General features: G+C 49.1%; 25 protein-coding genes. All 25 read left to right on the forward strand.

Going from position 1 to position 26,520, the window contains the following annotated elements:
• Positions 1 to 178 precede the first annotated feature (178 nt).
• The 25 genes from MHN33_RS19540 (at position 179) to MHN33_RS19660 (ending at position 26,514) form a co-directional block, all read left to right on the forward strand.
• A complete protein-coding gene (locus MHN33_RS19540; protein WP_239400536.1) occupies positions 179 to 1,291 on the forward strand; it encodes an ATP-binding protein in 1,113 nt (370 codons plus the stop codon).
• Complete coding sequence (locus tag MHN33_RS19545) at positions 1,288 to 2,697, forward strand: sigma-54 dependent transcriptional regulator (RefSeq protein ID WP_239400538.1); 1,410 nt, start codon at positions 1,288 to 1,290, stop codon at positions 2,695 to 2,697. The genes MHN33_RS19540 and MHN33_RS19545 overlap by 4 nt, the downstream gene beginning before the upstream one ends.
• A 182-nt stretch (positions 2,698 to 2,879) precedes the next feature.
• A complete protein-coding gene (gene fliE / locus MHN33_RS19550; protein WP_010385672.1) occupies positions 2,880 to 3,221 on the forward strand; it encodes a flagellar hook-basal body complex protein FliE in 342 nt (113 codons plus the stop codon).
• Positions 3,222 to 3,241: 20 nt separating this feature from the next.
• A complete protein-coding gene (gene fliF, locus MHN33_RS19555) occupies positions 3,242 to 4,963 on the forward strand; it encodes a flagellar basal-body MS-ring/collar protein FliF (RefSeq protein ID WP_239400624.1) in 1,722 nt (573 codons plus the stop codon).
• Positions 4,956 to 5,996, forward strand: a complete 1,041-nt coding sequence (gene fliG, locus MHN33_RS19560; protein ID WP_054015617.1) for a flagellar motor switch protein FliG — start codon at positions 4,956 to 4,958, stop codon at positions 5,994 to 5,996. The genes fliF and fliG overlap by 8 nt, the downstream gene beginning before the upstream one ends.
• 3 nt (positions 5,997 to 5,999) lie before the next feature.
• Complete coding sequence (gene fliH / locus MHN33_RS19565) at positions 6,000 to 6,815, forward strand: flagellar assembly protein FliH (protein WP_239400540.1); 816 nt, start codon at positions 6,000 to 6,002, stop codon at positions 6,813 to 6,815.
• A gap of 102 nt (positions 6,816 to 6,917) precedes the next feature.
• Positions 6,918 to 8,261 (forward strand): flagellar protein export ATPase FliI, encoded by a 1,344-nt coding sequence (fliI, locus tag MHN33_RS19570; protein WP_239400542.1) that lies wholly within the window; start codon positions 6,918 to 6,920, stop codon positions 8,259 to 8,261.
• A complete protein-coding gene (gene fliJ, locus MHN33_RS19575; protein ID WP_239400544.1) occupies positions 8,261 to 8,707 on the forward strand; it encodes a flagellar export protein FliJ in 447 nt (148 codons plus the stop codon). The genes fliI and fliJ overlap by 1 nt, the downstream gene beginning before the upstream one ends.
• A gap of 84 nt (positions 8,708 to 8,791) precedes the next feature.
• A complete protein-coding gene (locus MHN33_RS19580; protein ID WP_239400546.1) occupies positions 8,792 to 11,098 on the forward strand; it encodes a flagellar hook-length control protein FliK in 2,307 nt (768 codons plus the stop codon).
• Between the two features lie 44 nt (positions 11,099 to 11,142).
• On the forward strand, positions 11,143 to 11,667 hold the full coding sequence (gene fliL, locus MHN33_RS19585; RefSeq protein ID WP_239400548.1) for a flagellar basal body-associated protein FliL: 525 nt from the start codon (positions 11,143 to 11,145) through the stop codon (positions 11,665 to 11,667).
• A gap of 9 nt (positions 11,668 to 11,676) precedes the next feature.
• The gene (fliM, locus tag MHN33_RS19590) at positions 11,677 to 12,771 is read left to right on the forward strand and encodes a flagellar motor switch protein FliM (RefSeq protein WP_046003911.1); all 1,095 of its coding nucleotides are present in this window, start codon (positions 11,677 to 11,679) and stop codon (positions 12,769 to 12,771) included.
• Between the two features lie 28 nt (positions 12,772 to 12,799).
• Positions 12,800 to 13,201 (forward strand): flagellar motor switch protein FliN, encoded by a 402-nt coding sequence (gene fliN / locus MHN33_RS19595; protein ID WP_010385682.1) that lies wholly within the window; start codon positions 12,800 to 12,802, stop codon positions 13,199 to 13,201.
• Positions 13,202 to 13,211: 10 nt separating this feature from the next.
• The gene (gene fliO, locus MHN33_RS19600; protein WP_239400550.1) at positions 13,212 to 13,583 is read left to right on the forward strand and encodes a flagellar biosynthetic protein FliO; all 372 of its coding nucleotides are present in this window, start codon (positions 13,212 to 13,214) and stop codon (positions 13,581 to 13,583) included.
• 4 nt (positions 13,584 to 13,587) lie between these two features.
• Positions 13,588 to 14,328: a flagellar type III secretion system pore protein FliP gene (fliP, locus tag MHN33_RS19605; protein WP_239400552.1), complete on the forward strand. Its 741-nt coding sequence runs from the start codon at positions 13,588 to 13,590 to the stop codon at positions 14,326 to 14,328.
• A gap of 1 nt (position 14,329) precedes the next feature.
• On the forward strand, positions 14,330 to 14,599 hold the full coding sequence (gene fliQ, locus MHN33_RS19610; RefSeq protein ID WP_209051391.1) for a flagellar biosynthesis protein FliQ: 270 nt from the start codon (positions 14,330 to 14,332) through the stop codon (positions 14,597 to 14,599).
• Between the two features lie 6 nt (positions 14,600 to 14,605).
• Complete coding sequence (gene fliR / locus MHN33_RS19615) at positions 14,606 to 15,385, forward strand: flagellar biosynthetic protein FliR (RefSeq protein ID WP_239400554.1); 780 nt, start codon at positions 14,606 to 14,608, stop codon at positions 15,383 to 15,385.
• Positions 15,386 to 15,406: 21 nt separating this feature from the next.
• Positions 15,407 to 16,537 carry a flagellar biosynthesis protein FlhB gene (gene flhB, locus MHN33_RS19620; protein WP_239400556.1) on the forward strand — a complete coding sequence of 377 codons (1,131 nt, stop codon included), beginning with the start codon at positions 15,407 to 15,409 and terminating at the stop codon, positions 16,535 to 16,537.
• Positions 16,538 to 16,597: 60 nt separating this feature from the next.
• The gene (flhA, locus tag MHN33_RS19625; protein WP_239400558.1) at positions 16,598 to 18,694 is read left to right on the forward strand and encodes a flagellar biosynthesis protein FlhA; all 2,097 of its coding nucleotides are present in this window, start codon (positions 16,598 to 16,600) and stop codon (positions 18,692 to 18,694) included.
• Positions 18,695 to 18,714: 20 nt separating this feature from the next.
• Positions 18,715 to 20,244: a flagellar biosynthesis protein FlhF gene (flhF, locus tag MHN33_RS19630; RefSeq protein WP_239400560.1), complete on the forward strand. Its 1,530-nt coding sequence runs from the start codon at positions 18,715 to 18,717 to the stop codon at positions 20,242 to 20,244.
• The gene (locus tag MHN33_RS19635) at positions 20,237 to 21,097 is read left to right on the forward strand and encodes a MinD/ParA family protein (protein WP_046003902.1); all 861 of its coding nucleotides are present in this window, start codon (positions 20,237 to 20,239) and stop codon (positions 21,095 to 21,097) included. The genes flhF and MHN33_RS19635 overlap by 8 nt, the downstream gene beginning before the upstream one ends.
• Before the next feature lie 2 nt (positions 21,098 to 21,099).
• On the forward strand, positions 21,100 to 21,834 hold the full coding sequence (locus MHN33_RS19640; RefSeq protein ID WP_239400562.1) for an RNA polymerase sigma factor FliA: 735 nt from the start codon (positions 21,100 to 21,102) through the stop codon (positions 21,832 to 21,834).
• Between the two features lie 43 nt (positions 21,835 to 21,877).
• Positions 21,878 to 22,261 carry a chemotaxis response regulator CheY gene (gene cheY, locus MHN33_RS19645; RefSeq protein WP_010385696.1) on the forward strand — a complete coding sequence of 128 codons (384 nt, stop codon included), beginning with the start codon at positions 21,878 to 21,880 and terminating at the stop codon, positions 22,259 to 22,261.
• A gap of 19 nt (positions 22,262 to 22,280) precedes the next feature.
• A complete protein-coding gene (locus MHN33_RS19650) occupies positions 22,281 to 23,051 on the forward strand; it encodes a protein phosphatase CheZ (RefSeq protein WP_125720806.1) in 771 nt (256 codons plus the stop codon).
• A 15-nt stretch (positions 23,052 to 23,066) separates the two neighbouring features.
• Positions 23,067 to 25,280 (forward strand): chemotaxis protein CheA, encoded by a 2,214-nt coding sequence (locus tag MHN33_RS19655; RefSeq protein WP_239400564.1) that lies wholly within the window; start codon positions 23,067 to 23,069, stop codon positions 25,278 to 25,280.
• A 79-nt stretch (positions 25,281 to 25,359) separates the two neighbouring features.
• On the forward strand, positions 25,360 to 26,514 hold the full coding sequence (locus MHN33_RS19660; protein WP_239400566.1) for a chemotaxis response regulator protein-glutamate methylesterase: 1,155 nt from the start codon (positions 25,360 to 25,362) through the stop codon (positions 26,512 to 26,514).
• The last annotated feature ends 6 nt before the right edge of the window (positions 26,515 to 26,520 follow it).

Below are 26,520 nucleotides of genomic sequence, written 5' to 3' on the forward strand. Positions count from 1 at the left end.
TGTCCTTAATGTTGGTGATAGACAAGCGTCAGTTTAGCGTATATTTAATCGCTGTACAAATAAACAGTGTCAAACTTTTGATGGCAAGTAATCAGATATAATCCACTGAATTTAATGGAAATTAAAACTGGCATGCCAATTGCTTTATCTGTGTATCTAGGTTTATGAGAGCAATATCATGGCATTAGCAAAAGTGATTAATCCACAATTTGTGCCAACCACTCAGTACAATCCTTGCTTATTGCAAGAAGCGTATATGGGCGAGCTGAGCGATCTGCGACAGCAGGCTAGCTGGTTGAGTCATCTGGTCGATACCATGCCAGCCGGTGTGGTGGTACTGGATGGTCAGGGCATGATAGCCAAGGCGAATCAGATAGCCATTGATATGCTAGGCGAACCTCTGGAAGGAGAAAAATGGTTCAGCATTATCCAGCGTTCATTTTGCCCACAGCAGGATGATGGCCATGAAGTGTCTCTCAAAGACGGACGTCTGATCAAACTCGATATTACTGCCCTGACCCCGGAGCCCGGGCAGTTGATCCTAATGACAGATCTGACGGAAACAAGGCGTCTGCAAGCGCGTGTAGCCCATATGCAGCGCCTAAGCGCACTGGGTAAAATGGTCGCCTCTCTGGCGCACCAGGTACGTACGCCTTTATCTGCTGCCATGTTGTATGGTGCAAATCTGGGCAGCAGTAAACTACCGGCACAGTCACGGGATAAGTTCCACTCTAAGCTGATGTCGCGTCTTAAAGATCTTGAAAATCAGGTCAATGATATGCTGTTGTTCGCAAAAAGTGGAGAGCAACAGGTAATTGAGCGCGTTTCAATGCAACAGCTGCTGAGTGAGGTCAAAGCCGGTGCCGATGCCATGGTATCACTGCATAAGGCAGAGTTAACCGTGGAGTTACCCGAGCCGGATATTGAAATTCTGGGCAATAAGACGGCACTGGCCAGTGCAATTCAGAATCTGATCCACAACAGCGTGCAACATATTGGCGCGGGTGCCAAAATAAAGATTTGCGCCAAGCGAGAGCCTGGTACGGATACCGTACGTATCAGTGTTGCAGACAACGGTCCCGGTGTTGACCTGAGCCAGGCAAGCAAATTATTTGAACCATTTTATACGACTAAATCACAAGGCACTGGCCTGGGGTTAGCCGTCGTCAACTCCGTTGCCCATTCGCACAAAGGCCGGGTTGACGTTAGCAACAACGAAAGCGGAGGCGCATGTTTTAGCATGCTACTGCCCATTTCCAGCGAACATTCATCATTACAGGAGGCCGTATGAGCAACAAAATTTTGGTTGTAGAAGACGATGCCGGGTTGCGTGAAGCACTGATTGACACCCTTGAAATATCGGGATTTGAGTGCGTCGAAGCTGATAGCGCTGAGCAGGCAGTCTTATTGCTAAAAGAACAGGCATTTTCACTGTTGGTCAGTGATGTACAAATGGGGGCGATGAGTGGTCTGGATCTACTCAGATCGGTGAAGCTCAATTACCCTGAGTTGCCAGTGTTAATGATGACCGCCTATGCCACGATTGACGATGCGGTTGAAGCGATGAGACTTGGCGCGATTGATTATATGGCCAAGCCCTTTGCGCCTGAAGTATTGCTGAACATGGTCAGTCGCTATATGCCCGAGAAAGAGAAAGAAACGGATGGCCCGGTTGTGGCTGACAGCAAAAGTCTCGAGCTGCTTGAGCTTGCCAAAAAAGTGGCCCGCTCAGATGCCAGTGTGATGGTGTTGGGTCCCAGTGGCTCAGGCAAAGAGGTACTTGCTCGTTACATCCATGACCGTTCAGAGCGCGCTGATCAGCCATTTGTGGCCATTAACTGTGCGGCGATCCCGGAAAATATGCTGGAAGCCACTTTGTTTGGTTATGAAAAGGGCGCCTTTACTGGTGCAATTGCAGCCTGTCCGGGTAAGTTCGAACAGGCACAGAAAGGCACCATTTTGTTGGATGAAATCACCGAAATGGATCTGGGCTTACAAGCCAAATTACTGCGGGTACTACAAGAAAGGGAAGTTGAACGTCTCGGGGGTCGCAAAACGATTGAGCTGGATGTTCGGGTTCTGGCAACCAGTAACCGAGACCTCAAAGAGGCAGTGAAGGATGGCGTATTCCGTGAAGACCTTTATTACCGGCTTAATGTGTTTCCTTTAACCTGGCTACCACTGGCTGAGCGCTGTGGCGATGTTGTGCCACTGGCGGAACATCTGTTACAGCGTCATTGTGACAAAGCCGGAAAACTGACGCCCACGCTATCGCCGTGTGCCAAAGACAAGCTGCTCAGCCATGCCTGGCCTGGTAACGTCAGAGAGTTAGATAATGTAGTACAGCGGGCGTTGATCCTACAGCAGGGAGCAAGCATTACCGCTGATGACATCTTTATTGAGAATTTTTCTCCCGTTTTTAGCTGCACAGCGCAACAGCCACCTGAACAACCTGTAGCATTGACCGTCACCGATGTTGAACCTGCTGATCAGGCTGACATCAATATGGCTGACGATGCCGACGGCTTGAGCTATAAAGAAGAGTTGCAGGACAAAGAACATCAGATCATTCTGGACACGCTGAACCGTTGCAATGGTAAGCGTAAGGATGTGGCTGAGTTGCTTGGGATCAGCCCAAGAACACTCAGATATAAGCTGGCCAGAATGCGCGATTTGGGGTTACCCGTACCGGCCTGAGTTGCAAACCATACCATCCGGGCAATCATTGCCCGGATTTCCCGTCTTTCATAATGAGAAGTGTCACTGTCAAAAATTCGACTCTGTGATTTGTTGTGTAATTCATTGAATTTATTGAATTTATTTGTGGCATGATTTGTGCTTTATTAGAGTTATGTATAACTCACAAAGTGAGCCAGACCATGAAAATTCAATCTACCGGGCTGTACCAGGAAATGCAGGCAATGGCCTCAGAGGCCGGCCGTGTCAGACCTCAGGACCCGAATAAGCTACCCGTTCAGGCAACGGCTGCAACATCAAGCGCCCAGTTTGGCGACTTACTCAGTGATGCACTCAATACGGTTGCGGGGTTACAACGAGATGCTAAAGAAAAGGTCACCGCAGTTGAAATGGGGGATCGTAGTGTATCTTTAGCAGAAGCGATGATTGCCAAAAACAAATCATCGGTGGCTTTTGATGCCACAATGCAGGTCAGAAATAAGCTGATCGAAGCATATAAAGACATCATGAGCATGCCGGTATAAACAGAGTTTAGTGGAGAGTAATCGTGGCTACCAATCAATCAACCGATCTGGCACTTGCTGATGGACAACCAGTTCCTGGTGCAGGTGGTGATGCAGATACGCAACAAGAGCAAAAATCGGGCTACTTTAGTGCTTTGAGCGGTGTTGATATGCTCCGCCAGGTTACTTTGGTGATCGCACTGGCTATCTGCCTGGCAATCGCTATTTTCATCATTATATGGGCACGTCAGCCCGATATGCGCCCGTTAGGTCAATACCCGACTGAAGAGCTGGTCCAGACTCTGGATTTTCTGGATGCGCAGAAAATCGAATATGACCTGGATGGCAATACCATCATGGTCGCAGAATCTGACTATCAGGATATCAAGTTGAGAATGGCCCGTGACGGGTTCAGTCAGGCCCCCAGCAGCGGTACCGATATCTTAATGCAGGATATGGGCTTTGGTGTGAGTCAACGGCTTGAGCGTGAGCGCCTTAAGCATAGCCGTGAACAACAGCTGGCACGCACAATAGAAGAGCTTCAAGACATCAACCGTGCCAAAGTTTTATTGGCTATTCCCAAAGAAAACGTATTTGCACGCCGTGAAAAACAGCCGTCAGCGACTGTGGTGGTGACGTTGAAGCGTGGCCGGACACTGGACAGCGAAGAAGTGGATTCCATCGTCGATATTGTTGCATCTGCTGTGCAAGGTTTGACGCCAGCTCGAGTAACCGTGACAGATCAGAATGGTCGCTTGCTCAATTCCGGTTCTCAGGACTCGCTGGCTGCACGATCTCGTAAAGAATATGAAATTGAGCGCAAGCGCGAGCAGGAATATCTGGAAAAAATCGACAGCATTATGATCCCGGTAGTGGGGCTGGGTAAATACACAGCGCAGGTTGATCTGACAATGGACTTCAGCGCGGTAGAAGAAACCCAAAAACGCTTTAATCCGGACTTACCTGCGGTACGCAGTGAAACTACATTTGAAGAGAATAATGTAGGCGGCCTGGCCGTGGGTATCCCGGGTGCGCTGACAAACCAACCGCCAGTAAACTCCAACATCCCTGAAGTGGCTGGCCAGGGCAATGGTTCAGGCACAACTCCGTCACGTATTCATAAAGAAGCCACACGTAACTATGAGCTGGATACCACCATTTCTCATAAGCGTCAGCAAACTGGCGTGATCCGTCGTATCAGTGTCTCAGTCGCGGTCGACTATATGAACAAACCGGATGCTGAAGGTAATATGGTGATGACGGCACGTTCACAAGAAGAACTCAATAACATACGTCGTTTATTGCAAGGTGGTGTGGGCTTTGATATGCAGCGTGGTGATGCACTGGAAGTGGTGACCGTCCCATTTGTGCGTGAAAATATTCTTGAAGAGAGTGATTTACCACTGTGGGAACAAGAGTGGTTTATGAAAACCATCCGGTTGGTCATGGGCGCATTGGTTATTATTGTGCTGATTTTGGCGGTTGTCAGACCTATGCTGAAACGCCTGATTTACCCGGAAGATACGCTGGAAGAGTATGATGAAGATGCGCTAACCTCAGGAGTAGACCTTGGCGACAGTACTTTAGATATGCTAAACAATGACTTTGATGAATCAGCAGTTGGCTTCTCTTCCGATGGTACATTACAATTGCCAGACTTACATGGTGACGAAGACTTGCTTAAAGCGGTTCGTGCACTGGTTGCCAATGAGCCAGAGCTGTCTTCTCAAGTAGTCAAAGCATGGTTAACTGAAGATGAGTGATGAAGAACAAAAACAACTGCCGCCGGCATTTGATGTAGACAAACTGGATGGGGTCGACAAGGCTGCCATCCTGCTACTGAGCCTGACGGAAGAAGATGCCGCCCAGATCCTGAAGCATCTGGAACCCAAACAGGTTCAGAAAGTGGGCATGGCGATGGCGGCACTCGATGATTTGTCGCAGGCAAAAATCAGTGCGGTACACAATCTGTTTATCGAACAGATCCAAAGCTTCAGTACCATTGGCTTCCAGTCAGAAGACTTCATTAAGAAGGCACTGACAGCGGCACTGGGTGAAGATAAGGCAGCCAGCCTGATCGATCAAATTGTGATGGGCTCAGGTGCTAAAGGTCTGGATTCACTGAAATGGATGGACTCCAAACAGGTGGCTAATATCATCCGGAACGAGCACCCGCAGATCCAGACAATTGTATTATCTTATCTGGAGCCGGAACAGTCCGCCGAGATATTGTCTCAGTTCCCGGAGAAAGTTCGTCTCGACCTGACAATGCGTATCGCTAACCTGGAAGAAGTTCAGCCTGCGGCACTGCAAGAGCTGAACGAAATCATGGAGAAACAGTTCGCCGGTCAGGCCGGTGCGCAGGCTGCGAAAATGGGTGGTCTGAAAGCCGCTGCGGATATTATGAACTACCTGGATACCAACATTGAGGGCCAGTTAATGGACTCTATCCGTGAACATGATGAAGAGATGTCACAGCAAATTCAGGACCTGATGTTTGTCTTTGAAAACCTTATGGATGTAGAGGACAGGGGGATTCAGGCGATTCTGCGAGAAGTGCAGCAGGACGTGCTGATGAAAGCCATTAAAGGCGCCGATGACTCTCTGAAAGACAAGATCATGAAGAACATGTCTAAACGTGCCGCAGAAATGATGGCCGATGATCTGGAGGCCATGCCTCCTGTGCGGATCAGTGAAGTAGAAGCGGCGCAAAAAGAGATCCTGGCAACGGCTCGGCGTCTTGCTGACTCGGGTGAAATTATGCTCGGTGGTGGTGGTGGTGAGGAGTTCCTGTAAGCCATGGCAGAAAAAAAGTTATATCGTGGTAAACCGGTCAGCTCTGAAGCGCTGGATGAACTGTTAGAAAACTGGCCGATCCCAGATGTGGAGGAGGACTTGAGTAAGTACTCAGGGCGTTCAACGGCAATGGGGACACCTCTTGAGGAGCTTTATCAGCAAAAAGTGAAACACGCCGAGCCGGAACCTGAAGAAGAAACCGTCCCAACGCTGACCCTTGAAGAGCTGGAGCAGATAAGGCAAGACGCATATGAAGAAGGGCTCAAGCAGGGCCATGAACAGGGTTATATCGAGGGTTTTGACAAAGGCGTCAGTGAAGGCAAAGAAGCTGGTTACAAAGAAGGCGTCACGCTCGGTAAAGAGCAGGGGATCGAAGAATCTAAGCCCCTGATAGAAGAGCGCCTGCATGCTTTGTCTGCGTTACTGGAGGCCACCCAAAAACCCCTGCGCCAGATAGATGAAGCAGCAGAAAAGCAACTACTACAACTCGTCAATTTATTGGCAGAGCAAGTGATTTTTGAGCAGGTTAAGACGCGCCCGGAGCTTATTTTGCAAGCACTGAAGAAGGGGATTGATGCGTTACCACTGCATGATACGCAGATGCGGATCAATTTGCATCCCGATGATCTGGCGCTGGTCAAAGAGGCGTATGGTGAAGACACCATTGCTGAGCAACACTGGCAACTCGTACCCGAACCGACTCTTGAGCGGGGGGGATGTCAGATCAGAACTCCTGAATCGTCCATCGACTTAAGTCTTAAAAATCGCATCAGCGAAGTGCTTGGCAGCTTCTTACAAGGTAACGGTGTGGACTCCTGAACCACACCATAATGCGGTGTACTCACCGAGTCACCGCATAGTGATAAATATTGGTGTGTTTTTTGCATGAGTGAATTATCTGAACTTTTTCACCGATAACAAATGACCGTATCCAGTTCGACACAGCAGCCTCTGGCTGAACGCCTGCAAAAATGTCAAAAACATATCCAACCCTATGGTGTCGCTGTTGCGGGCAGCCTGACTCGCGTAGTTGGTCTGACACTGGAAGCCAGGGGCCTCAATGCCCCCGTTGGCAGTCAGTGTAAGATCGAAACCATCCGGGGTTTCGTCGATGCAGAAGTCATCGGGTTTAACCAGGATACCCTCTATCTGATGCCTAATGATCATATTTCGGGTGTTTTACCGGGGGCGCGTGTGATCCCGCAAATTAAAGAAGCGGGCTTGCCGGTGGGCATGAGTTTGTTAGGCCGGGTGGTGGACGGACTGGGGCGCCCGTTAGATGGCCTGGGAGCGATCGAAGCAGAAACTCACCTTAAATTTGCTCAGGCAGCCATTAACCCACTGGCCCGGCGCCCAATTAAAGAACCGATGGATGTGGGTGTGCGCGCCATCAACTCTATTGTGACTGTGGGTCAGGGACAGCGGATGGGTTTGTTTGCGGGCAGTGGTGTGGGTAAATCCGTGTTGCTCGGCATGATGACACGTGGAAGTGAAGCGGATGTTATCGTGGTTGGCCTGGTTGGCGAACGGGGCCGCGAAGTAAAAGAATTCATCGACGAAATATTGGGGGTCGAGGGGCGGCGTCGCTCTGTGGTGGTTGCCGCGCCGGCTGATGCATCGCCGCTGATGCGGCTTAAAGGTTGTGAAAGTGCAGTAACCATTGCGGAATATTTTCGCGATCAGGGGCTGAACGTCCTGTTGCTACTCGACTCGGTGACTCGCTACGCCATGGCTCAGCGGGAAATTGCCCTGGCAGTAGGTGAACCACCGGCAACCAAAGGGTATCCGCCTTCTGTGTTTGCCAAGTTGCCGGCGCTGGTAGAGCGTGCGGGTAACGGTGGTGATGGCCAGGGCTCGATCACGGCCTTTTTCACAGTATTAAGTGAAGGGGATGATATGCAGGACCCCATTGCTGACTCGGCTCGGGCTATCCTTGATGGGCACATTGTATTGTCACGGGACCTGGCAGACAGCGGTCACTATCCGGCTATTGACATCGAGAAGTCTATTTCGCGGGTGATGCCACAAGTGGTGTCTGAAAGCCATATGCAGCAGGCACGCGTGCTTAAACAGGTCTATTCCATGTACCAACAGAATAAAGATATGATCACTTTGGGGGCTTACCAGCAGGGAAGTGATCCCATGTTGGATCAGGCCATCAATATGATGCCAAATATTAATGCCTTCTTGCAGCAGGGGATGAAAGACGTGCTGCATTATGACGAATGTCTGCAAGGTCTGGCACAGCTTCTGGGACAAGGTTAATGGCAAATAACAAACTCGATCTGCTTTACAAACTGGAAAGCGAAAAAGAAGAAAAGCTGCGTCTGAACTTTATTCAGGCGGAGCAAAACTTTCATGCTAATCAACAAAAGCTTAATGGCCTCAATGATTTTCGCCTTGAGTACAGCCAGCAGCTGCACCAAAAAGCCCAGCAAGGTTTATCAAGCGCCGGGTTTGGCCAGTACCACGCATTTATTAATAAAATTGAGCAGGCTATCACGCAGCAGGCGAGCACAGTTGCAACGGCCAAGCGAGTGGTCGATCAACGTCGTAAGTTATGGCTGGAGCAGCAAGTCAAGGCCAAAGCAATTGCCAAACTGATAGAGAAAAAAGCACTAGAACAACAGCAAAAGCTGGCCAAAGCCGAGCAGAAGATGCTGGACGAATTTGCCACCAATATTTTTATGCGGCGCAAGCAAGCACAATAAATGGCTTGTTTTTTGCATTATCAACCCTGTAAATCAATTTAATCCGGTTAGCGGCGTAAACTTGCCGCAGATAAAGGTGACAGTATGGTCAATGTTTCGCTAGAAGTAGCAATCAATAACGGAGTTTCGGCGAAGGGAAAAGATCAAACGGAACAAGCTGAAGAAACTGGCTTTCTCGCCATGTTGGCTCAGGCAGAGCAAGATAGCAGCGAACAAGCGTCTCAGCCTGAGTCAGATAGCTCAGCTGGTGAATACGCCGCATTACCTGCTGGTCTGGACCGTCGTCTGGGCCTGGATGATAGCAATGTGCCGAAAAACACAAAAACTAAGCCAGATGAACCGTTAAAGCTGGATGACGCTGAACTACCCGGGCAGAGCGGTACGAAACCAGATACTGCGATTGTTACAAACCACAGTGATGCCGACGATCTGCTTGCACAGATCACCTCATCAAATGCGCAAAGCACGGATGTCGCACATAATCTGGCACCGGTCCCCAAAGCACTCAAGGACTATCTGGGTAAAGAAGCCTTGGTAACATCACCTGAGATTAAAAAGCCCATCGACAATATTGGACCTGTCGTACCTGCTCCTGCAGAGCAAGGAGATCAACCCCAGGATCCTGAACTGCTCGGCGCTAATCCGAAAGTGGTTGTCTCAAGCGCAAATGCCCAGCCAGATGCAAATGCGCATTTAGGCGCTAAGTCTATGGGAAGCAAGGAGCAGATAGAGAGCCCCGATGAACTGGTCATCGCCAAACGAATTGACCGAGTGGGTCCAGTCGTCACGCAGCCAAGCGATAGTTCCTTACCGGCAGAAACGGACGATCTTCCTGTTAAAGGAGAAGCAAAATCGACCGGACTGGCGCAAATGTTAAAGTCCGATGCTACAGAAGATACTAAACGCACGGCAAACATGACGTCGAGTGACGACCAGAAAAACGCGCCACAGACTAAACCATTACAGACTGACCAGCCGTTGTCAGCGGTCAAGTCAGTAACCAGTGAGTCCCCTTCGGTAACTCCTAACCCTATGATGGAAAAAGAAATGGCACTGGTGCGTGAGCAAGCCTCTGTACCGAGTGCTGCACACAAACAGGTGGGTGAATCAGAACCGGTTACGGGTAAAGTCGGTCCGCGGCCTGCTGACCAAGTGGGCCCGGTGATCACGACACCACTGGGCAGTAAAGTACAAGAACCGGTGAGTGATGAGGCTCAGGCTGCAAACACAGATAAGACAACAAAAACACACCAGCCAGCTCAGCCTCTGCAGAGCAACAATGTCGTCAGTTCAAGCGATCTGAAAGTGATGGTTGAAGCACTTTCCCCACAACAAAAACAAACGCTTGCGGCTAACCTCCAATCTCAGCTGGACAGTGGAGCGTTAAGCCACCCGGAACATCGCGCGAAAGCCGAGCAGCTACTGCAAGAGTTGGGGGTTAAACCTCAGGTGGCCGGCTCGAACAAGGCGCAAGACATGACAGAATCGCAGGCCAAGTCGCCAGTTCAGGCTGATAAGGCAGTGCAGAACGATAAAGCAGAGCGAACCGTCGCACCGGAAAATAACAGTAAAACGGCAAGCCTTGTTGCTCCGGCCGCACCCGAGAAGGTTAACAAACAGAGCGCTGCTGTGAGTCAGTCAGCTGCAGGTAGCACAGATCAGAAATCCCAGTTTAAGGACGCTCAGCAACAAACGGTTGTTATAGATTCACAGGACGGTGAGCACCCTGAATTAGCGCAGCTCAGAAACGAGGGCGGGCAGTCTGAGCAGCAAAATTCACAACAGCGCAGTGCCATGCCAGCACCGGTAGAGAACATCTTTAAGGCCATTCGTGGCGAGCGCGTGGATGACGGGATAAAAAACGAGTTTAATGAAGTGCTTGCACAAGTAGAGCAGGTCCGACAGAGCCAGCAGGTTAATCAGCAAAGTGCAGTGACTCAAAAAGCCATGCAGACTGATCCTGCGGTCAATCAGGCCATTAACATCGCCCGTAATGATGCAGTGAAAGCGTTACAGGAACGGGTGAATATGATGCTCAATATCAACAATAAAGAGGCTGAAATCCGTCTCGACCCGCCTGAGCTGGGCAGTATGCAGATCCGCATTCGATCTGAGGGTGAGCAGGCACAGGTAAACTTTGTTGTGCAAAATCAGCAGGCAAAAGAACAATTAGAACAGTCCATGCCGAAGCTCAGAGAGATGCTTGCCGAGCAGGGGATCCAGCTGGGAGAAAGCAATATTCAGCAAGGGCAAGGCGGTGAACAACACCAGCAAGAAGCATCGCAAGGCCATGGAACACTTGCTAATAATGGCAGTGAAGCGCAAAATAACGGCCAACAATCAACGACTAGCAGACGGCAAAGTGATTCAGCAATAGATTACTATGCGTAACAGCTGCTATGATTAAGGTTAGAGTGACTTAAAGAAGCGCGAATATGGCAGAAGAAAGCGATTTAGAAATAGAAGAAACTGGTGGCTCGAAGAAAAAGTTGATTATCATTATTGCCGCCGTGGTTGTTGTTTTAGCCGCGGTTGCAGGCTACTTTTTATTTGCAGGGTCAGATGACGCGCCCGAATCGCTGGCAGAAGAAACGACCGAGCAGCAAGTTCAGGCTTCGCAGCAAAATGCAGCACAAACAGGCAGTGCACTATATGTTGCTATGCCCAGGCCCTTTGTGTTCAACGTACCGGGTGCGAGTCGTGACCGCATAGTACAAATAAAGGTACAATTGCTGGTCCGCGGAGATGTTAACGAAGAGGTGGCTAAGAAGCATATTCCTCTGATCGAGGGTACCCTGCTAAGTGTGTTTTCTACCACAACCGCTGATGAATTGAGTACCAGTGCGGGCAAAGAGACTTTGCGTCTGAGCGCGCTGGATAAAGTTCAGGCTGCAATGGAAAGCGTTGAGGGCAGCAAGGTGGTTGAGCGCGTATTATTTACCGGTTTTGTAATGCAGTAGGAAGAGTCAGTGAGCGACTTATTATCACAAGACGAAATCGATGCCTTATTGCATGGTGTCGATGAAGTCGAAGAAGAAGAGGTCCCGGATAGTGACGATGGCGGGACCAGTAACGCCCTACAATACGACTTTTCGTCGCAGGACCGTATCGTCCGTGGTCGCATGCCAACGCTGGAAATCGTTAATGAACGATTTGCCCGGCATATGCGGATCAGCCTGTTTAACATGATGCGTCGTACCGCTGAAGTGTCAATCAATGGCGTACAGATGCTCAAGTTTGGCGAGTACATTCATACCCTGTTTGTGCCAACCAGCTTGAACATGGTGCGTTTTCGTCCACTGAAGGGCACTGGATTGATCACCATGGAAGCCCGTCTGGTGTTCATTCTGGTGGATAACTTCTTCGGTGGTGACGGCCGTTACCATGCAAAAATTGAAGGGCGTGAGTTTACGCCTACAGAGCGGCGGATCGTTCAGATGCTGCTCAAAATTATTTTTGAAGATTATAAAGAAGCCTGGGCGCCGGTCATGGATGTGTCATTTGAATACCTGGACTCAGAAGTTAACCCGGCGATGGCCAACATTGTCTCACCGACAGAGGTGGTGGTGATCAGCTCATTTCACATTGAGCTGGACGGGGGAGGCGGAGACTTCCATATTTCCCTGCCTTATTCGATGCTCGAACCTATTCGGGAACTGCTTGACGCAGGTGTTCAGTCGGACACTGAAGACACCGATTTACGCTGGAGTAAGGCACTGCGTGATGAGATTATGGATGTTGAAGTTGAGCTGTCTACACAGTTGCTTGAGGTCGATCTGTCCCTGGAGCAAATCATGCAGTTAAAAGCGGGCGATATTATTCCCGTTGAAATGCCTGAGCATATCACAGTGTTTGTAGAAGAGTTGCCCACTTTCCGAGCTAAGATGGGCCGCTCTCGTGATAATGTGGCACTGCAGATCAGTGAGAAGATCAAACGCCCGGAATCTGTGAAGTCTGAACTTCACGTGTTTACAAAGGGTGGTAAGAAGCTGGACTCGGACGCCGAGCTGGCAGAGTTAGAAGAAGATTTACACCTGTCTGAAGGTGTGGATTTAGATTGGTGATGAAGAAGTTAATTAAGGTAGTCAGTGCATGAGTGATGATCAAGATACAATGGACGAATGGGCGGCTGCACTCGCAGAGGCCGAGGAAGCCGACCAGGACGGTGCTGAAGCCGAAGTTGCGGAACTGGAAGAGTTACAAGACAGTGGCGCTTCTTTGAGTGCCGATGAGAAGCGCAAGCTCGATACGATTTTAGATATCCCGGTCACCATTTCGATGGAAGTGGGGCGCTCTAAGATCAACATTCGTAATTTGCTTCAGCTGAACCAGGGCTCTGTTGTTGAATTAGATCGGGTTGCCGGTGAGCCTTTGGACGTGCTGGTCAATGGCACGCTGATAGCTCATGGCGAAGTGGTCGTTGTAAACGACAAGTTTGGTATCCGCCTGACTGACGTGATCAGCCAGGTTGAACGTATCAAAAAGCTCCGCTAGCAGACTGTTGATGAGTGCTTTGATGTTCTCCAGCGTGGCTGCGGCGCAGCCACCAGGTGGGCTCAGCAGTGAATTACTGTCTGTTGGCCTGTCTTTAGCTTTTGTGGTTGTTGCAATCATTGGCCTTGCGCTACTGGTGAAGCGTTTCAATCCTAATTTGGGTAACAGCCAGGATTTTAAGGTGATCCGCAGTTTACCTCTGGGCAGTAAAGAGCGATTGTTGGTCATAGAAATTGACGACAAGCAACACTTACTCGGTGTAACACCGCAAAGTATCAATTACTTATATCAGTTAGAGTCGCCGCTAGAAGTGACACCCACAGCGCCCTTTGCAAAAGAACTCAGTCGCTTAATGTCTGGTGCAAATAACAATAAGAAATAGACTTATGATCCGATTTTTACTCCTAATCACAGTGTTGTGCTTTGCTCCAGGTGCTCTGGCTGACGGCATTGAAGCATTGAGTGTGACAACCAATCCGGATGGTTCTCAGGAATACTCTGTAACGCTGCAAGTGCTGGCCATCATGACGGCACTGAGCTTTATTCCGGCTGCTGTGATTATGATGACCTCTTTTACCCGCATCATCGTGGTACTGGCAATATTGCGTCAGGCAATTGGTTTACAGCAATCACCGTCGAATCAGGTCCTGGTCGGCATGTCTCTGTTTCTGACCTTTTTTATTATGGCGCCTATTTTCAATCAGATTAACGACCGTGCAGTTCAGCCTTATTTGAACGAAGAATTGACGTCAATACAGGCACTACAGGAAGCGAAAGAGCCGATTAAGGCATTTATGCTCTCTCAAACGCGCATAAAGGATCTCGAAACATTCGCAAAAATAGCGGGTTACGATAAACTGGATAGCCCTGAAGATACCCCCTTTGTCGTCATTATTCCGGCGTTTGTTACCAGTGAACTTCAGACAGCCTTTATCATTGGTTTTATGTTTTTTATTCCCTTCCTGATAGTTGATTTGGTGGTTGCCAGTGTCTTGATGGCAATGGGTATGATGATGCTTTCGCCTATGATTGTGGCTTTGCCATTTAAGATTATGTTGTTTGTGCTGGTGGATGGCTGGTCGTTGATCATGGGCACGCTGGCGCGAAGTTTCGGCTTAGGAGTGTGACATGGAACCAGAAGTTTTTGTCGACATTCTCAGTGACTCGCTCTTTATAGTCATAAAACTGGTGACGGCCATTGTACTGCCAGGTCTGATGATAGGTTTGGTGGTTGCGGTTTTCCAGGCCGCAACCTCGATTAACGAGCAAACGCTGAGCTTTTTGCCCAGGCTCATCATTACCATTGTGGCACTGATTTTCGGCGGCCATTGGATGACCCAGGTGCTGATGGACTTTTTCAATCAATTGGTACTCCAGATCCCTGAAATTGCGGGGTAAACTGCGATGGAATACCCTCTGGCAATCATCATACAGTGGCTGAGCGACTACATGTTGCCGTTTGTTCGGATCAGTTCAATGATCATGATCATGGCTGGTTTGGGTGCTCAGAGTGTGCCAACCCGAGTCAAACTTGCCCTGTCGATTGTGGTGACTGTGGCCGTAGTACCTGCGATCCCCCAGACTCAGTTTACCGATTTGTTCTCCTTTGCCATGATATTAGTGGTGACGCATGAACTCATTGTCGGGGTTGCGATAGGATTTGCCTCAGTACTGTTGCTCAACACTTTTATTGTCGCGGGCCAGATTTTGGCAATGCAGACGGGGCTGGGCTTTGCGTCTGTGGTCGACCCCGCCAATGGCTTAAGTGTACCTGCTGTCGGTCAGTTCTATCTGATCCTGGCCACTTTATTGTTTTTTGTCTTTAATGGTCATCTGATGATGATAAACATGGTGGTTTATAGTTTTCAGACCTGGCCTATTGATGGCAACTGGTGGGTGGTTGATAACTACTGGACGATAGTCACCTGGGGAAGCTGGTTATTTGCTACGGCACTGGCATTGTCGTTGGCTCCGTTAACAGCCATGCTGCTGATCAACTTGTCATTTGGCATTATGACTCGGGCAGCGCCGCAGATGAATATTTTCTCTGTGGGGTTTGCGTTTACTATGGTGTCAGGTCTGTTGATCATCTGGGCGACGTTGGGGAACTTTATTATTCAGTATGAGTTCCAGTGGCTGAAAATGACCGAGCTAATGTGTAACCTGATTGGTTGCACGGTGTAAACAAGTAGCGGGAGCAAGAAGATGGCGGAAGATTCTGGTCAGGAACGCACGGAAGAGCCCACGAGCAAAAAGATAGCAGACTCGCGCAAAAAGGGTCAGGTCGCCCGTTCCAAAGAGCTGGGTACCACGTTTGTACTCATATTCTCTGCTGTTGCACTATTGCTTTACGGGCCGGATATCGCCAAGGGTCTGTATAACATGATGGGTCGCATGTTTACGCTGAACCGCAACGAAACCTACGACACCACCAAAATGTTCTCGGTATGGGGTGACGCGTTTTCTGAAATCACTTTTCCGTTGGCTATGTTTGTTTTGATCATCATGGTGGCCGGGGTCATCGGCAATACTTTGTTGGGCGGTTTTAATTTTAGCTGGGAGGCCGCTGCGCCTAAAGCCAGTAAGATGTCACCGATGAAAGGCATTAAGCGCATGTTTGGGCCTCAGGCTGCGGTTGAGCTGGTTAAGTCAATCTTAAAATTTGTATTGGTGGCCGGGTTTGCGATTTTGCTTATCAAGGTGTTCTTCTACGAAATCCTGCATCTGAGTATCGAGCAAATTCCGGGCAGTATATTACACTCGCTGGAAATTTTAGCCTGGATGTTCCTGGCACTGAGCTGCACTATGATTATTATTTCTGCGATTGATGCGCCATATCAGAGTTACAACCACAACAAACAACTCAAGATGACGCTACAGGAGGTGAAAGATGAGTACAAAAACTCAGAGGGTGATCCTCAGATTAAGGCTCGTATCCGCCGGACTCAGCGGGAAATGTCTCAGCGGCGGATGATGCAGGAAGTACCTGATGCGGATGTGGTGGTCACTAACCCGACTCATTATTCTGTGGCACTCAAGTACGACACAGAAAAAGCGGGGGCACCCATGGTCATCGCCAAAGGCGTTGATGAGCTGGCAATGCAGATCCGTAAAATTGCCAAAGGTAATGAAGTCCCGATTGTTGAATCGCCGGTATTGACCCGCTCCCTGTATCATACCACGGAAGTGGGAGACCAAATTCCCCAACAGTTGTTTACCGCTGTTGCGCAAGTATTGGCGTACGTATTTCAGCTTAAAAAGTTTAATAAGGGTCGGGGAAAGCGCCCGGTTGCACTGAAAAAAGACTTGCCGATCCCTGACGAACTAAAACACTAAACTAATTGGTATCAAACTTGCTTTGATGTAACTGCGTCAATAATTTGTGGTTTGTAAGTTATGGATTTTAAAGCGGTTTTACAGCAGATCAATCGAGATAAAAAAGAGTATGCGAAAGGGGTGGGTACACCCGTGCTGGTTCTGGCCGCATTGGGTATGGTGGTATTACCGATGCCGCCATTTCTACTCGACATCTTATTCTCATTCAATATTGCACTGGCACTGGTCGTATTACTGGTGACGGTGTACACCATGAAACCACTTGAATTCGGTATGTTTCCATCTGTGTTGCTAATCGCGACTATTTTACGGCTGGCACTGAATGTAGCCAGTACCCGGGTGGTTCTGCTGGAAGGTCATAACGGCGGTGACGCAGCCGGTAAAGTAATTGAAGCGTTTGGTTCTGTTGTTATAGGCGGCAACTACGCGGTTGGTCTGGTGGTCTTCCTGATCCTCATTATCATTAATTTTGTGGTTATTACCAAAGGTGCAGGCCGGATTTCAGAAGTTTCAGCCCGCTTTACACTGGATGCGATGCCAGGAAAACAAATGGCGATTGACGCTGACTTGAATGCCGGCTTTATTTCTGCAGATGAGGCCCGGGCCAGACGTGATGAAGTAACACGAGAGGCGGACTTTTATGGCTCAATGGATGGTGCCAGTAAGTTTGTTAAAGGGGATGCGATAGCAGGGATTGTAATCCTGGCGATTAACATCATCGGCGGCTTATTTGTGGGTATGGTGCAGCATGATCTGACATTTGGCAGAGCCATGGAAGTGTACACCCTGCTGACCATAGGTGACGGCCTGGTTGCTCAGCTTCCTTCGCTGCTACTGTCCATTGGTACTGCGATTGTTGTGACCCGTCAGAACGAATCACACAATATGGGTGAGCAAATGACCCAGCAACTGGGCAATGAGAAGTCCTTGTCTATCGCAGCTGGGATATTGATTGTGATGGGATTAGTGCCAGGCATGCCACATGTTGCATTCCTGGGTTTAGGCGGGCTCATTGGCTTCTTGGCTTACTACCAACACCAACAAAAGATCAAAACCGAAGAGCAAAAAGCAGAAGAATCAAAAGGCGGCGCGGTTGCTGCACAGCAGCAGGAACAAAAAGAGCTAGGCTGGGATGACGTACAGCCAGTTGATGTGATTGGTCTGGAGGTAGGTTATCGCCTTATCCCCTTAGTTGACCAGTCCCAGGGCGGTGAACTGTTGAATCGCATTAAAGGGGTACGTAAGAAACTGTCACAGGAGCTTGGCTTCCTGGTGCCACCCGTTCATATTCGCGATAACCTTGAGCTGGACCCGAATGCCTACCGCATTACTCTGATGGGGGTGGGCTCCGGAGATGGTGAGCTGAAGCATGGTGATGAGCTGGCTATCAATCCGGGTCAGGTATTTGGCCCAATCAATGGGGTCGCGACAAAAGATCCGGCGTTTGGCCTCGAAGCTGTGTGGATCAAGCCTGAACAAAAAGATGAGGCTCATTCACTGGGTTATACCGTGGTGGATGCAGCTACGGTTGTTGCTACACATATCAGCCAACTGTTGACTAACAACGCCTCTTTACTGCTGGGCCATGAAGAAGTTCAGAACCTGCTTGATATGCTTGCCAAGAGTCATCCTCGTCTGGTTGAAGGTCTGGTGCCGGATGTATTACCTCTGACAACGGTAGTAAAAGTGCTACAAAACCTGCTTAACGAGGGCGTGGCGATTCGTGATATGCGCTCGATTGTTCAGACTCTGGTTGAGTACGGACCGCGTAGCCAGGACCCTGATGTACTAACGGCCGCAGTACGTATTTCATTACGCCGCCTCATCGTTCAGGATGCAGTGGGAGGGGCTGAAGAAATCCCTGTCATAACATTGGCGCCTGAGTTGGAACAGATGTTGCATAAGTCTCTTCAGAACGCAGGTGATGAGGGGGCAGGCATAGAGCCAGGCCTTGCGGAGCGGCTTCAGGGTTCACTCAGAGAAGCCCATCAAACGCAAGAAATGCTCGGCGAGCCGTCCATCTTATTAACCTCAGGTATGTTAAGAAGTGTGCTGTCACGATTTGTAAAACACACCATCCCGGGACTCAGAGTGATGTCATATCAGGAAGTACCGGATGAGAGACAAATTAAGATAGTGAGCTCAGTTGGACAGTAGAGGACTAAAAGGGGCTGACCATGAAGATTAAACGTTTTTTTGCAAAAGATATGCGTACGGCTTTGAAAGAAGTAAAAGAAGAACTAGGTGCTGATGCGGTGATCATGTCTAACAAGAAGTTAGCTGACGGCGTCGAGATTGTCGCTGCGGTTGATAATGACCGTGCGCCTGCATCTCAGCCTTCGCAGCCCGCTCCTCAACAAGCAGCTCCCCAGCAAGCGGCACCGCGTCAGGTTGCGCCTCAGCAAAGCGCCCAGCATGGCTACAGCCAGCCCGCGAGAATGGTTCGTCCTCAGCCTCGTCGTGCAGAGCCTCAGAAGCAGGCGCAGGTTGCAGACAGCCTTGAAGCCTTGCTGGAGCGTCAAGCCCCTCGTCCTAAGTCGCCCGAGCTTGCATCGATGTTTTCTCAATCTGGTATCAATACCGATGATATGTTTGGATCACAGCAGCACAATGAAGTGCCAGCTAAAGCGACGCCTCAGACAACGCGTCAGCCACGCTATGACGCGCCGAGTCATGATTTTGACGCCCGTGATACAGCGTCATCCTGGGAGTTTGGCGATGATTTAGATCAGGGCTTTGGCGATGAGCCTGCGGCGCAGAAAAAAGTCAGCGAAAATGAAATGTCTTCAATGCGCGATGAGATGAATGCCATTCGTCAGCTGCTTGAGTTTCAGCTGTCCGGACTGATGAATCAGGAAATGGCGCGCCGTGACCCGACGCGTGCCTGCCTGGTAGATCGTTTGAAAGGCATGGGGATTGGCGCAGAAGTTGCGGAGCAGATGGCTTGTTTCATTCCGGATGATGTTTCCCGCAAAGAGGCATGGAATGCGCTACTTAACATGGTCGTTAATCAGATGCATACAACCAACAATGACATTCTTCGGCAGGGCGGTGTGTATGCCATGGTTGGGCCAACTGGAGTTGGTAAAACCACTACAGTTGCAAAATTAGCAGCACTGGGTGCGCAAAAATATGGTGCAGATAATGTTGCGCTCATCACCACGGATACCTATCGTATAGGGGCCTATGAGCAACTGGCAACCTATGGTCGGATCATCGGCTGTCCAGTCAAGCAAGTAAAAGATGCCAATGAACTTGCTGAGGTTCTTTATCATTTGCGCAATAAGCGTCTAATATTAATAGACACGGCCGGTATGAGTCAGCGTGATTTGCGCCTGACTGAACAATTAAACACATTGATGCGTAGCAGCCGTGTTGACATTCGCAGCTACCTGGTATTAAGTGCGACTGCACAGATGCATGTACTGCAAGAAACCGTCAATCACTTCAAAAAAGTCAATTTAAGTGGTTGTATTTTTACAAAACTTGATGAAAGTCTAAGTTTAGGTGAGATAATTAGCATAGCGATTCAAAATCGTCTGCCAATAGGGTATCTTACCAATGGTCAGCGAGTGCCTGAAGACATTCGTGTGGCAAATGCTCAGAAGTTAGTCAAAAAGGCTGAGCAATTGTATTTAAAGAGAACAAAAGCACAACATTCGCGACGTGTACCAGTGGCGTCCCAGACAGTAGGAATGTATGATTAATACAGTTTTAGATCAAGCAAGTGGCCTGCGGAGAATGAACCAAAAAAATAACCACAGTGTAAAAGTAATCGCAGTGACTGGTGGTAAAGGTGGAGTAGGTAAAACCAATGTATCCCTCAACACTGCCATCGCGTTAGGACAGCAGGGTAATCGGGTCTTGGTGCTTGATGCTGACTTAGGTCTGGCTAACTGTGACGTTATGCTGGGCCTAAGAGTTGAGAAAAATTTATCTCATGTCTTGTCTGGTGAATGCGAACTGGACGAAATTCTGGTTGAGGGTCCGGCTGGGATCCGCATCGTACCGGCCACGTCGGGGTCGCAGAGTATGGTTGAATTAACGCCAGCCGAGCATGCCGGCTTGATCCGCGCGTTCAGCGAGTTGAGCAGTGAATTTGACATTTTAATCGTCGATACAGCGGCGGGCATCTCCGATATGGTTTTAAGCTTCTCACGTGCTGCGCAGGATGTCCTGGTAGTGGTTTGTGACGAGCCAACTTCAATTACGGATGCTTATGCACTGATCAAAGTATTGAGTCGCGAGCATGGTGTGTATAAATTCAAGATTGTGGCCAATATGGTGCGCAGTCTGCGTGAAGGGCAGGAGCTGTTTGCCAAGCTGTCCAAAGTCACCGATCGATTTTTAGATGTCGCTTTAGAGCTGGTTGCAACGATCCCGTTTGATGAGAATATGCGCAAGTCGTCACGCCGTCAAAAAACCATCGTTGAGCTGTTCCCTAATTCACCTGCTGCTGTGGCATTCAGAGGCCTGGCGAGCAAAGCTGTCAAGTGGCCCATTCCCCATCAACCTTCAGGTCATTTGGAATTCTTTATTGAGCAATTGGTAAACGGTTAACGATGGCTTCACCGGTCAACCGCATGGCGGGATATAAAACGACGGACCACCTTAATAAGGTGGTAGAGCGTCATACGCCTTTAGTTAAAAAGGTGGCCTGTCATTTGTTAGCTAGGTTACCTGCCAGTGTCCAGTTAGATGATTTAGTTCAGTCAGGTATGATTGGGCTGATCGAAGCCTGCAAAAACTTTGACGCCAGTAAAGGGGCAAGTTTCGAAACGTTTGCCGGTATTCGAATTCGTGGTGCAATGATTGACGAGATCCGCCGTGGTGACTGGGCCCCCCGCTCAGTGCACAAAAATGGCCGCATGGTTGCTGAAGCCATTGCTGAGCTTGAAGCAGTGCTTGGGCGGGAACCAAAAGATACTGAAATCGCTGAAAAACTTGATATTACGCTAGATGAGTACCATCATATTTTACATGATGTCAATGCGAGTAAAGTTATCGGCATTGAAGACCTAGGGGTCGACGAAGACGTAATTTCTCCCGCAGGCAACGATTTTGCGCTAGACAAACCATTCAATAATGTTAAAAATGAGCGCTTTAACGAGTCGTTAGTCAATGCTATCAAGACTTTACCTGAACGCGATGCGCTGGTGTTGTCTTTGTATTACAACGACGAGATGAATTTAAAAGAGATTGGTGCGATCTTAGAGGTCAGCGAATCTCGAGTGAGTCAGATTCACGGTCAAGCAATGATCAAGCTTAGAGCGAAGATCAATGACTGGATCAATTAGAGTTAGTTTTACAATATAGGTTCAAACCTCACCGGAGGAAGTTTTGGATAAGAACATGAAAATTCTCGTGGTTGATGATTTTTCTACGATGAGAAGAATAATCAAAAACCTGCTGAGAGACTTAGGCTTTACCAATGTTCAAGAGGCTGATGATGGCAGTACGGCACTTCCAATGTTGCAAAATCAGGAATTCGACTTCGTCGTAACTGACTGGAATATGCCCGGCATGCAAGGTATCGATTTGCTACGTGCAATTCGTGCTGATGACAAGCTAAAACACATCCCAGTACTCATGGTTACAGCGGAAGCGAAAAAAGAACAAATCGTTGCCGCTGCCCAGGCTGGAGTCAATGGTTATATCGTTAAACCGTTTACGGCAGGCACCCTGAAAACCAAACTAGAAAAAGTGTTCGAACGTTTAGGCTAGTATTGATAAGGGTAGGCTTATGTCAACATCTTCTGTGCCGCAGATAACTCTGGAACAGGCTAAACTGCTCGTTGAATACCTTGAACAAGGTGAGCAGGAAAAGGCTGATGAGATATTAATTGAGGCCACTAATAAAGAACAATCAGAGCTTTTTGCTGAAGTAGGTAAGCTGACTCGACAACTTCATGAATCGCTGAAGAACTTTGAGTTGGACACCCGCTTAGCTGATCTCACGACAGAAGCCATTCCAGATGCCAAGCAGCGCCTTAATTACGTCATGGAGATGACCGAAAGCGCTGCGAACAAAACCATGGATGCCGTAGAAGCGAGTCTTCCCTTAGCCCAAGAACTTGCCGATGAACTTTCTGAAATCAAGCCCACCTGGGACAGGCTGATGAGTCGGGATATCCAGCTCGGAGAGTTCAAATCTTTGTGTCACGATCTTGACAGTTTTATGCAATCGTCAAAAGGCCGTACAGATGAATTACAGAATCTGATGACCAATGTTTTGATGGCACAGGATTATCAGGATTTAACCGGGCAAGTGATCCGGCGTGTCATTGAGCTGGTTCGTGAAGTTGAAGACAGCCTAATTCACTTGTTGACCGTATTCGGCAGTGCAGATGAAAGTCAACAAACTGCAGCCCAGCCGCAGTCACAAACTAAAGCCACCCCCGTTGCTGATGAGTTATCAGGCCCTGAGGGTCCAATTATGGACGCTGAGTCTCGAGATGATGTCGTATCCGGGCAGGACGAAGTTGATGACCTGTTGTCGAGTTTGGGCTTCTAATAGGAGAGTATGCGAATGAGCTTTGAAGTCGATGAAGATATCTTACAAGACTTTCTTGTTGAAGCTGGGGAAATACTCGAACAGTTATCTGAGCAGCTTGTCGAACTAGAAAACAACCCGGAAGATAAAGAGCTGTTAAATGCAATTTTCCGTGGCTTCCATACAGTAAAAGGGGGCGCAGGCTTCCTGAGTATGACTGAACTGGTGGATGCCTGTCATGGTGCGGAAAACGTGTTTGATGTTCTGCGTCAGGGGCAGCGTCAGGTAACACCCGAATTGATGGATGTGATTTTACAGTCACTCGATACCATCAATGAAATGTTCTCATGTATTCAAAATAGGGAGCAACCTGAACCGGCGGATCCACACTTGTTGGAAGTGTTGCATCAGCTCAGCCAGCCACAGTCAGAAGATGAAGTGATTACAGCACCAGATCCCGAACCGGTTGTAGCGACCCCCAGCGCAGATGATGTGCTGTTCGATGCGGCATCGGATCCCGTTAATGAGGCTGCTGACGGAAGCTCAGACAGCATCGACGAAATTTCTGAGGAAGAATTCGAAAGTTTACTGGATGAGCTGCATGGTTCAGGTAATGGTCCTTCAGCATCAGAAGCCCCGGCGGCACCCAGCGCGACGTCAGCTCCAGCTAGCAGTGATGACGGTGATATCACAGACGATGAATTCGACAGTTTGTTAGATGAGTTACACGGTGTTGGAAAGTTTGGCGCTGCACCAGAGCCTGCGCCGGCAGAGACACCGGCACAACCCGCAGCTGCTGAAAAAGCGCCTGCGTCGAGTGGTGACGATGACGAGATCAATGACGACGAATTTGAGGCTTTGCTGGACGAGTTGCACGGTAAGGGACAAGCGCCAAAGTCTACAGAAACGGAAGTAGCAGCGCCAAAAGCACCAGCAAAACCTGAGCCTAAGCCAGCGGCGCCTGCGGCAAAAGCACCCAGTGCCCCTGCTGCTAAACCAGTACCGGCACCTGCATCGAAACCAGCAGCGGAAAACAAACCGGCGGCTGACGCCAAAGCAGCAGCTAAAAAGCCTGCAGCACAAGCAGAAACAACTGTTCGTGTTGATACTAAGCGCCTTGATGAGATCATGAATATGGTCGGTGAGCTGGTGTTAGTACGTAACCGTTTGGTGAGTTTGGCAAATAACTCCAATAGCGAATCCATGGGAAAGGCTATCTCGAACCTGGATGTCGTCACTGCTGACTTACAGGGTGCGGTGATGAAAACCCGAATGCAGCCAATTAAGAAAGTATTTGGTCGTTTCCCTCGGGTTGTACGCGATTTAGCACGCAGTCTCAAAAAAGACATTAGCTTAGTGCTAGAAGGGGAAGATACTGATCTGGATAAAAACCTGGTCGAAGCATTGGCCGATCCTTTGGTGCACTTGGTACGTAACTCAGTGGATCATGGTATTGAAATGCCTGACGTGCGTGAAGCCGCAGGGAAGTCCAGAACCGGTACTGTCACTTTATCCGCTTCGCAAGAAGGCGACCATATTCTATTGACCATCCGTGATGATGGTGCAGGTATGGACCCTGAGAAACTGAAAAAGATTGCCATCAGCAAAGGGGTTATCGACTCAGATCAGGCAAGTCGCCTGTCGGATAATGAAGCTTACAATCTGATCTTCGCACCAGGTTTCTCGACCAAAGAACAAATTTCCGACATCTCAGGTCGGGGTGTTGGCATGGACGTGGTTAAAACCAAGATCACCCAGCTTAATGGCTCTGTTAATATCCAGTCTGAACTGGGTGTAGGCACCATACTGGAAATCAAAGTGCCACTGACACTGGCCATCCTACCCACACTGATGGTGATGATAGGTCAGCAGACATTTGCACTGCCACTTGCCGGAGTCAGTGAAATATTCCATCTGGATCTGACCAAGACCAATGTGGTTGATGGTCAGTTGACTATCATAGTGCGTGAAAAAGCCATCCCATTGTTTTATCTGGAACACTGGTTAGTGAAGGGCGCGGACAGAACTGCCCGTAAAGCCGAAGGGCACGTGGTCATAGTGCAGATGGGCACCAAGCAGGTTGGATTTGTGGTGGACTCACTGATTGGCCAGGAAGAAGTGGTGATCAAACCGCTTGATGCCTTATTGCAAGGCACCCCTGGTATGGCTGGCGCGACCATCACCTCAGATGGTGGCATCGCGCTCATTCTGGACGTCCCCAGCATGTTAAAATATTACGCCGGCAAGTAATTGTCTGGCGCATTTATACCGAAAAGTGGTGTCTGTGACACCACTTTTCGGATCTGTAACGAATAAAAGAGCAATGCCAATGGCAGTTAAAGTATTAGTTGTAGATGACTCGAGCTTCTTTCGTCGCCGAGTGAGTGAAATACTAGAAAAAGATCCTGAAATCCAGGTGATTGACTTTGCAGTAAATGGTCAAGAAGCGGTTGATAAAGCTGCCAGGCTCAGACCGGATGTCATCACTATGGATGTGGAAATGCCAGTGATGGATGGGATCAGCGCGGTAAAGCAGATCATGCAAAGCTCACCGACGCCCATTTTAATGTTTTCGTCATTGACCCGAGAAGGTGCAAGTGCAACCTTAGATGCGCTTGATGCTGGCGCTGTCGATTTTTTGCCGAAAAAGTTTGAAGATATTGCCCGCAATAGCGAGGATGCGATCCGCTCTTTGCAAAACAAAGTGAAAGAAATTGGCCGACGTCGCGTGAGCCGTTTTACCCGGCCTATTAGCTCGTCGCCTACACCTGCACCTTCGCGCAGCACGCCAGCCTCATCCGGGTTACGCTCAACGGCTAAGCCGATTGCGCAACCGGATCGTACATTTTCACGGCCCGCGGCTGATATGCCCAGTTCGGGGGCGTCGTTTAAGGCGTCCGGGAAAAAATACCAAATCGTTGCCATCGGCACGTCAACGGGTGGCCCGGTTGCGCTTCAAACAATTTTAACGCAGCTGCCTGCAAACTTTCCGCATCCGATTTTGCTGATCCAGCATATGCCTGCGGCATTCACGCCGGCATTTGCACAGCGTTTAAATAGTCTGTGCAAAATCAAGGTAAAAGAAGCGGAGCAAGGTGATCGTTTACAACCGGGTGTTGCTTATCTCGCCCCGGGCGGTCAGCAAATGCTGGTTGAATCCAGAGGTGGGAGTAAAACGCTCAAAGTATTTGAAGATGACAGCCCGAGGATCACCTACAAGCCCAGTGTTGATGTGACTTTTGCCAGTACTGCGAAAGCCTACGGCGGAGACGTGTTAGCTGTGATACTCACTGGTATGGGCGCGGATGGCAGAGACGGTGCCAGAATGTTGAAACAAGGTGGTGCGACTATCTGGGCGCAAGATGAAAAAACCTGTGTAGTCTATGGTATGCCACAGGCTGTAGCCAGTGCGGGGATTTCGTCAGAAGACATTGCTTTGCAGGATGTAGCACTGAGAATAAACAAAGAAATAGGCTGCGCATAACTGAAC

The organism is Pseudoalteromonas sp. OOF1S-7, from assembly GCF_022347765.1.
In the GTDB taxonomy this organism is placed as follows: domain Bacteria; phylum Pseudomonadota; class Gammaproteobacteria; order Enterobacterales; family Alteromonadaceae; genus Pseudoalteromonas.

Bases quoted from the DNA above. Each gene is read 5' to 3' on its own strand.
- MHN33_RS19540 (WP_239400536.1), top strand. From the start codon at position 179: ATGGCATTAGCAAAAGTGATTAATCCACAATTTGTGCCAACCACTCAG.
- MHN33_RS19545 (WP_239400538.1), top strand. From the start codon at position 1,288: ATGAGCAACAAAATTTTGGTTGTAGAAGACGATGCCGGGTTGCGTGAA.
- fliE (WP_010385672.1), top strand. From the start codon at position 2,880: ATGAAAATTCAATCTACCGGGCTGTACCAGGAAATGCAGGCAATGGCC.
- fliG (WP_054015617.1), top strand. From the start codon at position 4,956: ATGAGTGATGAAGAACAAAAACAACTGCCGCCGGCATTTGATGTAGAC.
- fliH (WP_239400540.1), top strand. From the start codon at position 6,000: ATGGCAGAAAAAAAGTTATATCGTGGTAAACCGGTCAGCTCTGAAGCG.
- fliI (WP_239400542.1), top strand. From the start codon at position 6,918: ATGACCGTATCCAGTTCGACACAGCAGCCTCTGGCTGAACGCCTGCAA.
- fliJ (WP_239400544.1), top strand. From the start codon at position 8,261: ATGGCAAATAACAAACTCGATCTGCTTTACAAACTGGAAAGCGAAAAA.
- MHN33_RS19580 (WP_239400546.1), top strand. From the start codon at position 8,792: ATGGTCAATGTTTCGCTAGAAGTAGCAATCAATAACGGAGTTTCGGCG.
- fliL (WP_239400548.1), top strand. From the start codon at position 11,143: ATGGCAGAAGAAAGCGATTTAGAAATAGAAGAAACTGGTGGCTCGAAG.
- fliN (WP_010385682.1), top strand. From the start codon at position 12,800: ATGAGTGATGATCAAGATACAATGGACGAATGGGCGGCTGCACTCGCA.
- fliO (WP_239400550.1), top strand. From the start codon at position 13,212: ATGAGTGCTTTGATGTTCTCCAGCGTGGCTGCGGCGCAGCCACCAGGT.
- fliP (WP_239400552.1), top strand. From the start codon at position 13,588: ATGATCCGATTTTTACTCCTAATCACAGTGTTGTGCTTTGCTCCAGGT.
- fliQ (WP_209051391.1), top strand. From the start codon at position 14,330: ATGGAACCAGAAGTTTTTGTCGACATTCTCAGTGACTCGCTCTTTATA.
- fliR (WP_239400554.1), top strand. From the start codon at position 14,606: ATGGAATACCCTCTGGCAATCATCATACAGTGGCTGAGCGACTACATG.
- flhB (WP_239400556.1), top strand. From the start codon at position 15,407: ATGGCGGAAGATTCTGGTCAGGAACGCACGGAAGAGCCCACGAGCAAA.
- flhA (WP_239400558.1), top strand. From the start codon at position 16,598: ATGGATTTTAAAGCGGTTTTACAGCAGATCAATCGAGATAAAAAAGAG.
- flhF (WP_239400560.1), top strand. From the start codon at position 18,715: ATGAAGATTAAACGTTTTTTTGCAAAAGATATGCGTACGGCTTTGAAA.
- MHN33_RS19635 (WP_046003902.1), top strand. From the start codon at position 20,237: ATGATTAATACAGTTTTAGATCAAGCAAGTGGCCTGCGGAGAATGAAC.
- MHN33_RS19640 (WP_239400562.1), top strand. From the start codon at position 21,100: ATGGCTTCACCGGTCAACCGCATGGCGGGATATAAAACGACGGACCAC.
- MHN33_RS19650 (WP_125720806.1), top strand. From the start codon at position 22,281: ATGTCAACATCTTCTGTGCCGCAGATAACTCTGGAACAGGCTAAACTG.
- MHN33_RS19655 (WP_239400564.1), top strand. From the start codon at position 23,067: ATGAGCTTTGAAGTCGATGAAGATATCTTACAAGACTTTCTTGTTGAA.
- MHN33_RS19660 (WP_239400566.1), top strand. From the start codon at position 25,360: ATGGCAGTTAAAGTATTAGTTGTAGATGACTCGAGCTTCTTTCGTCGC.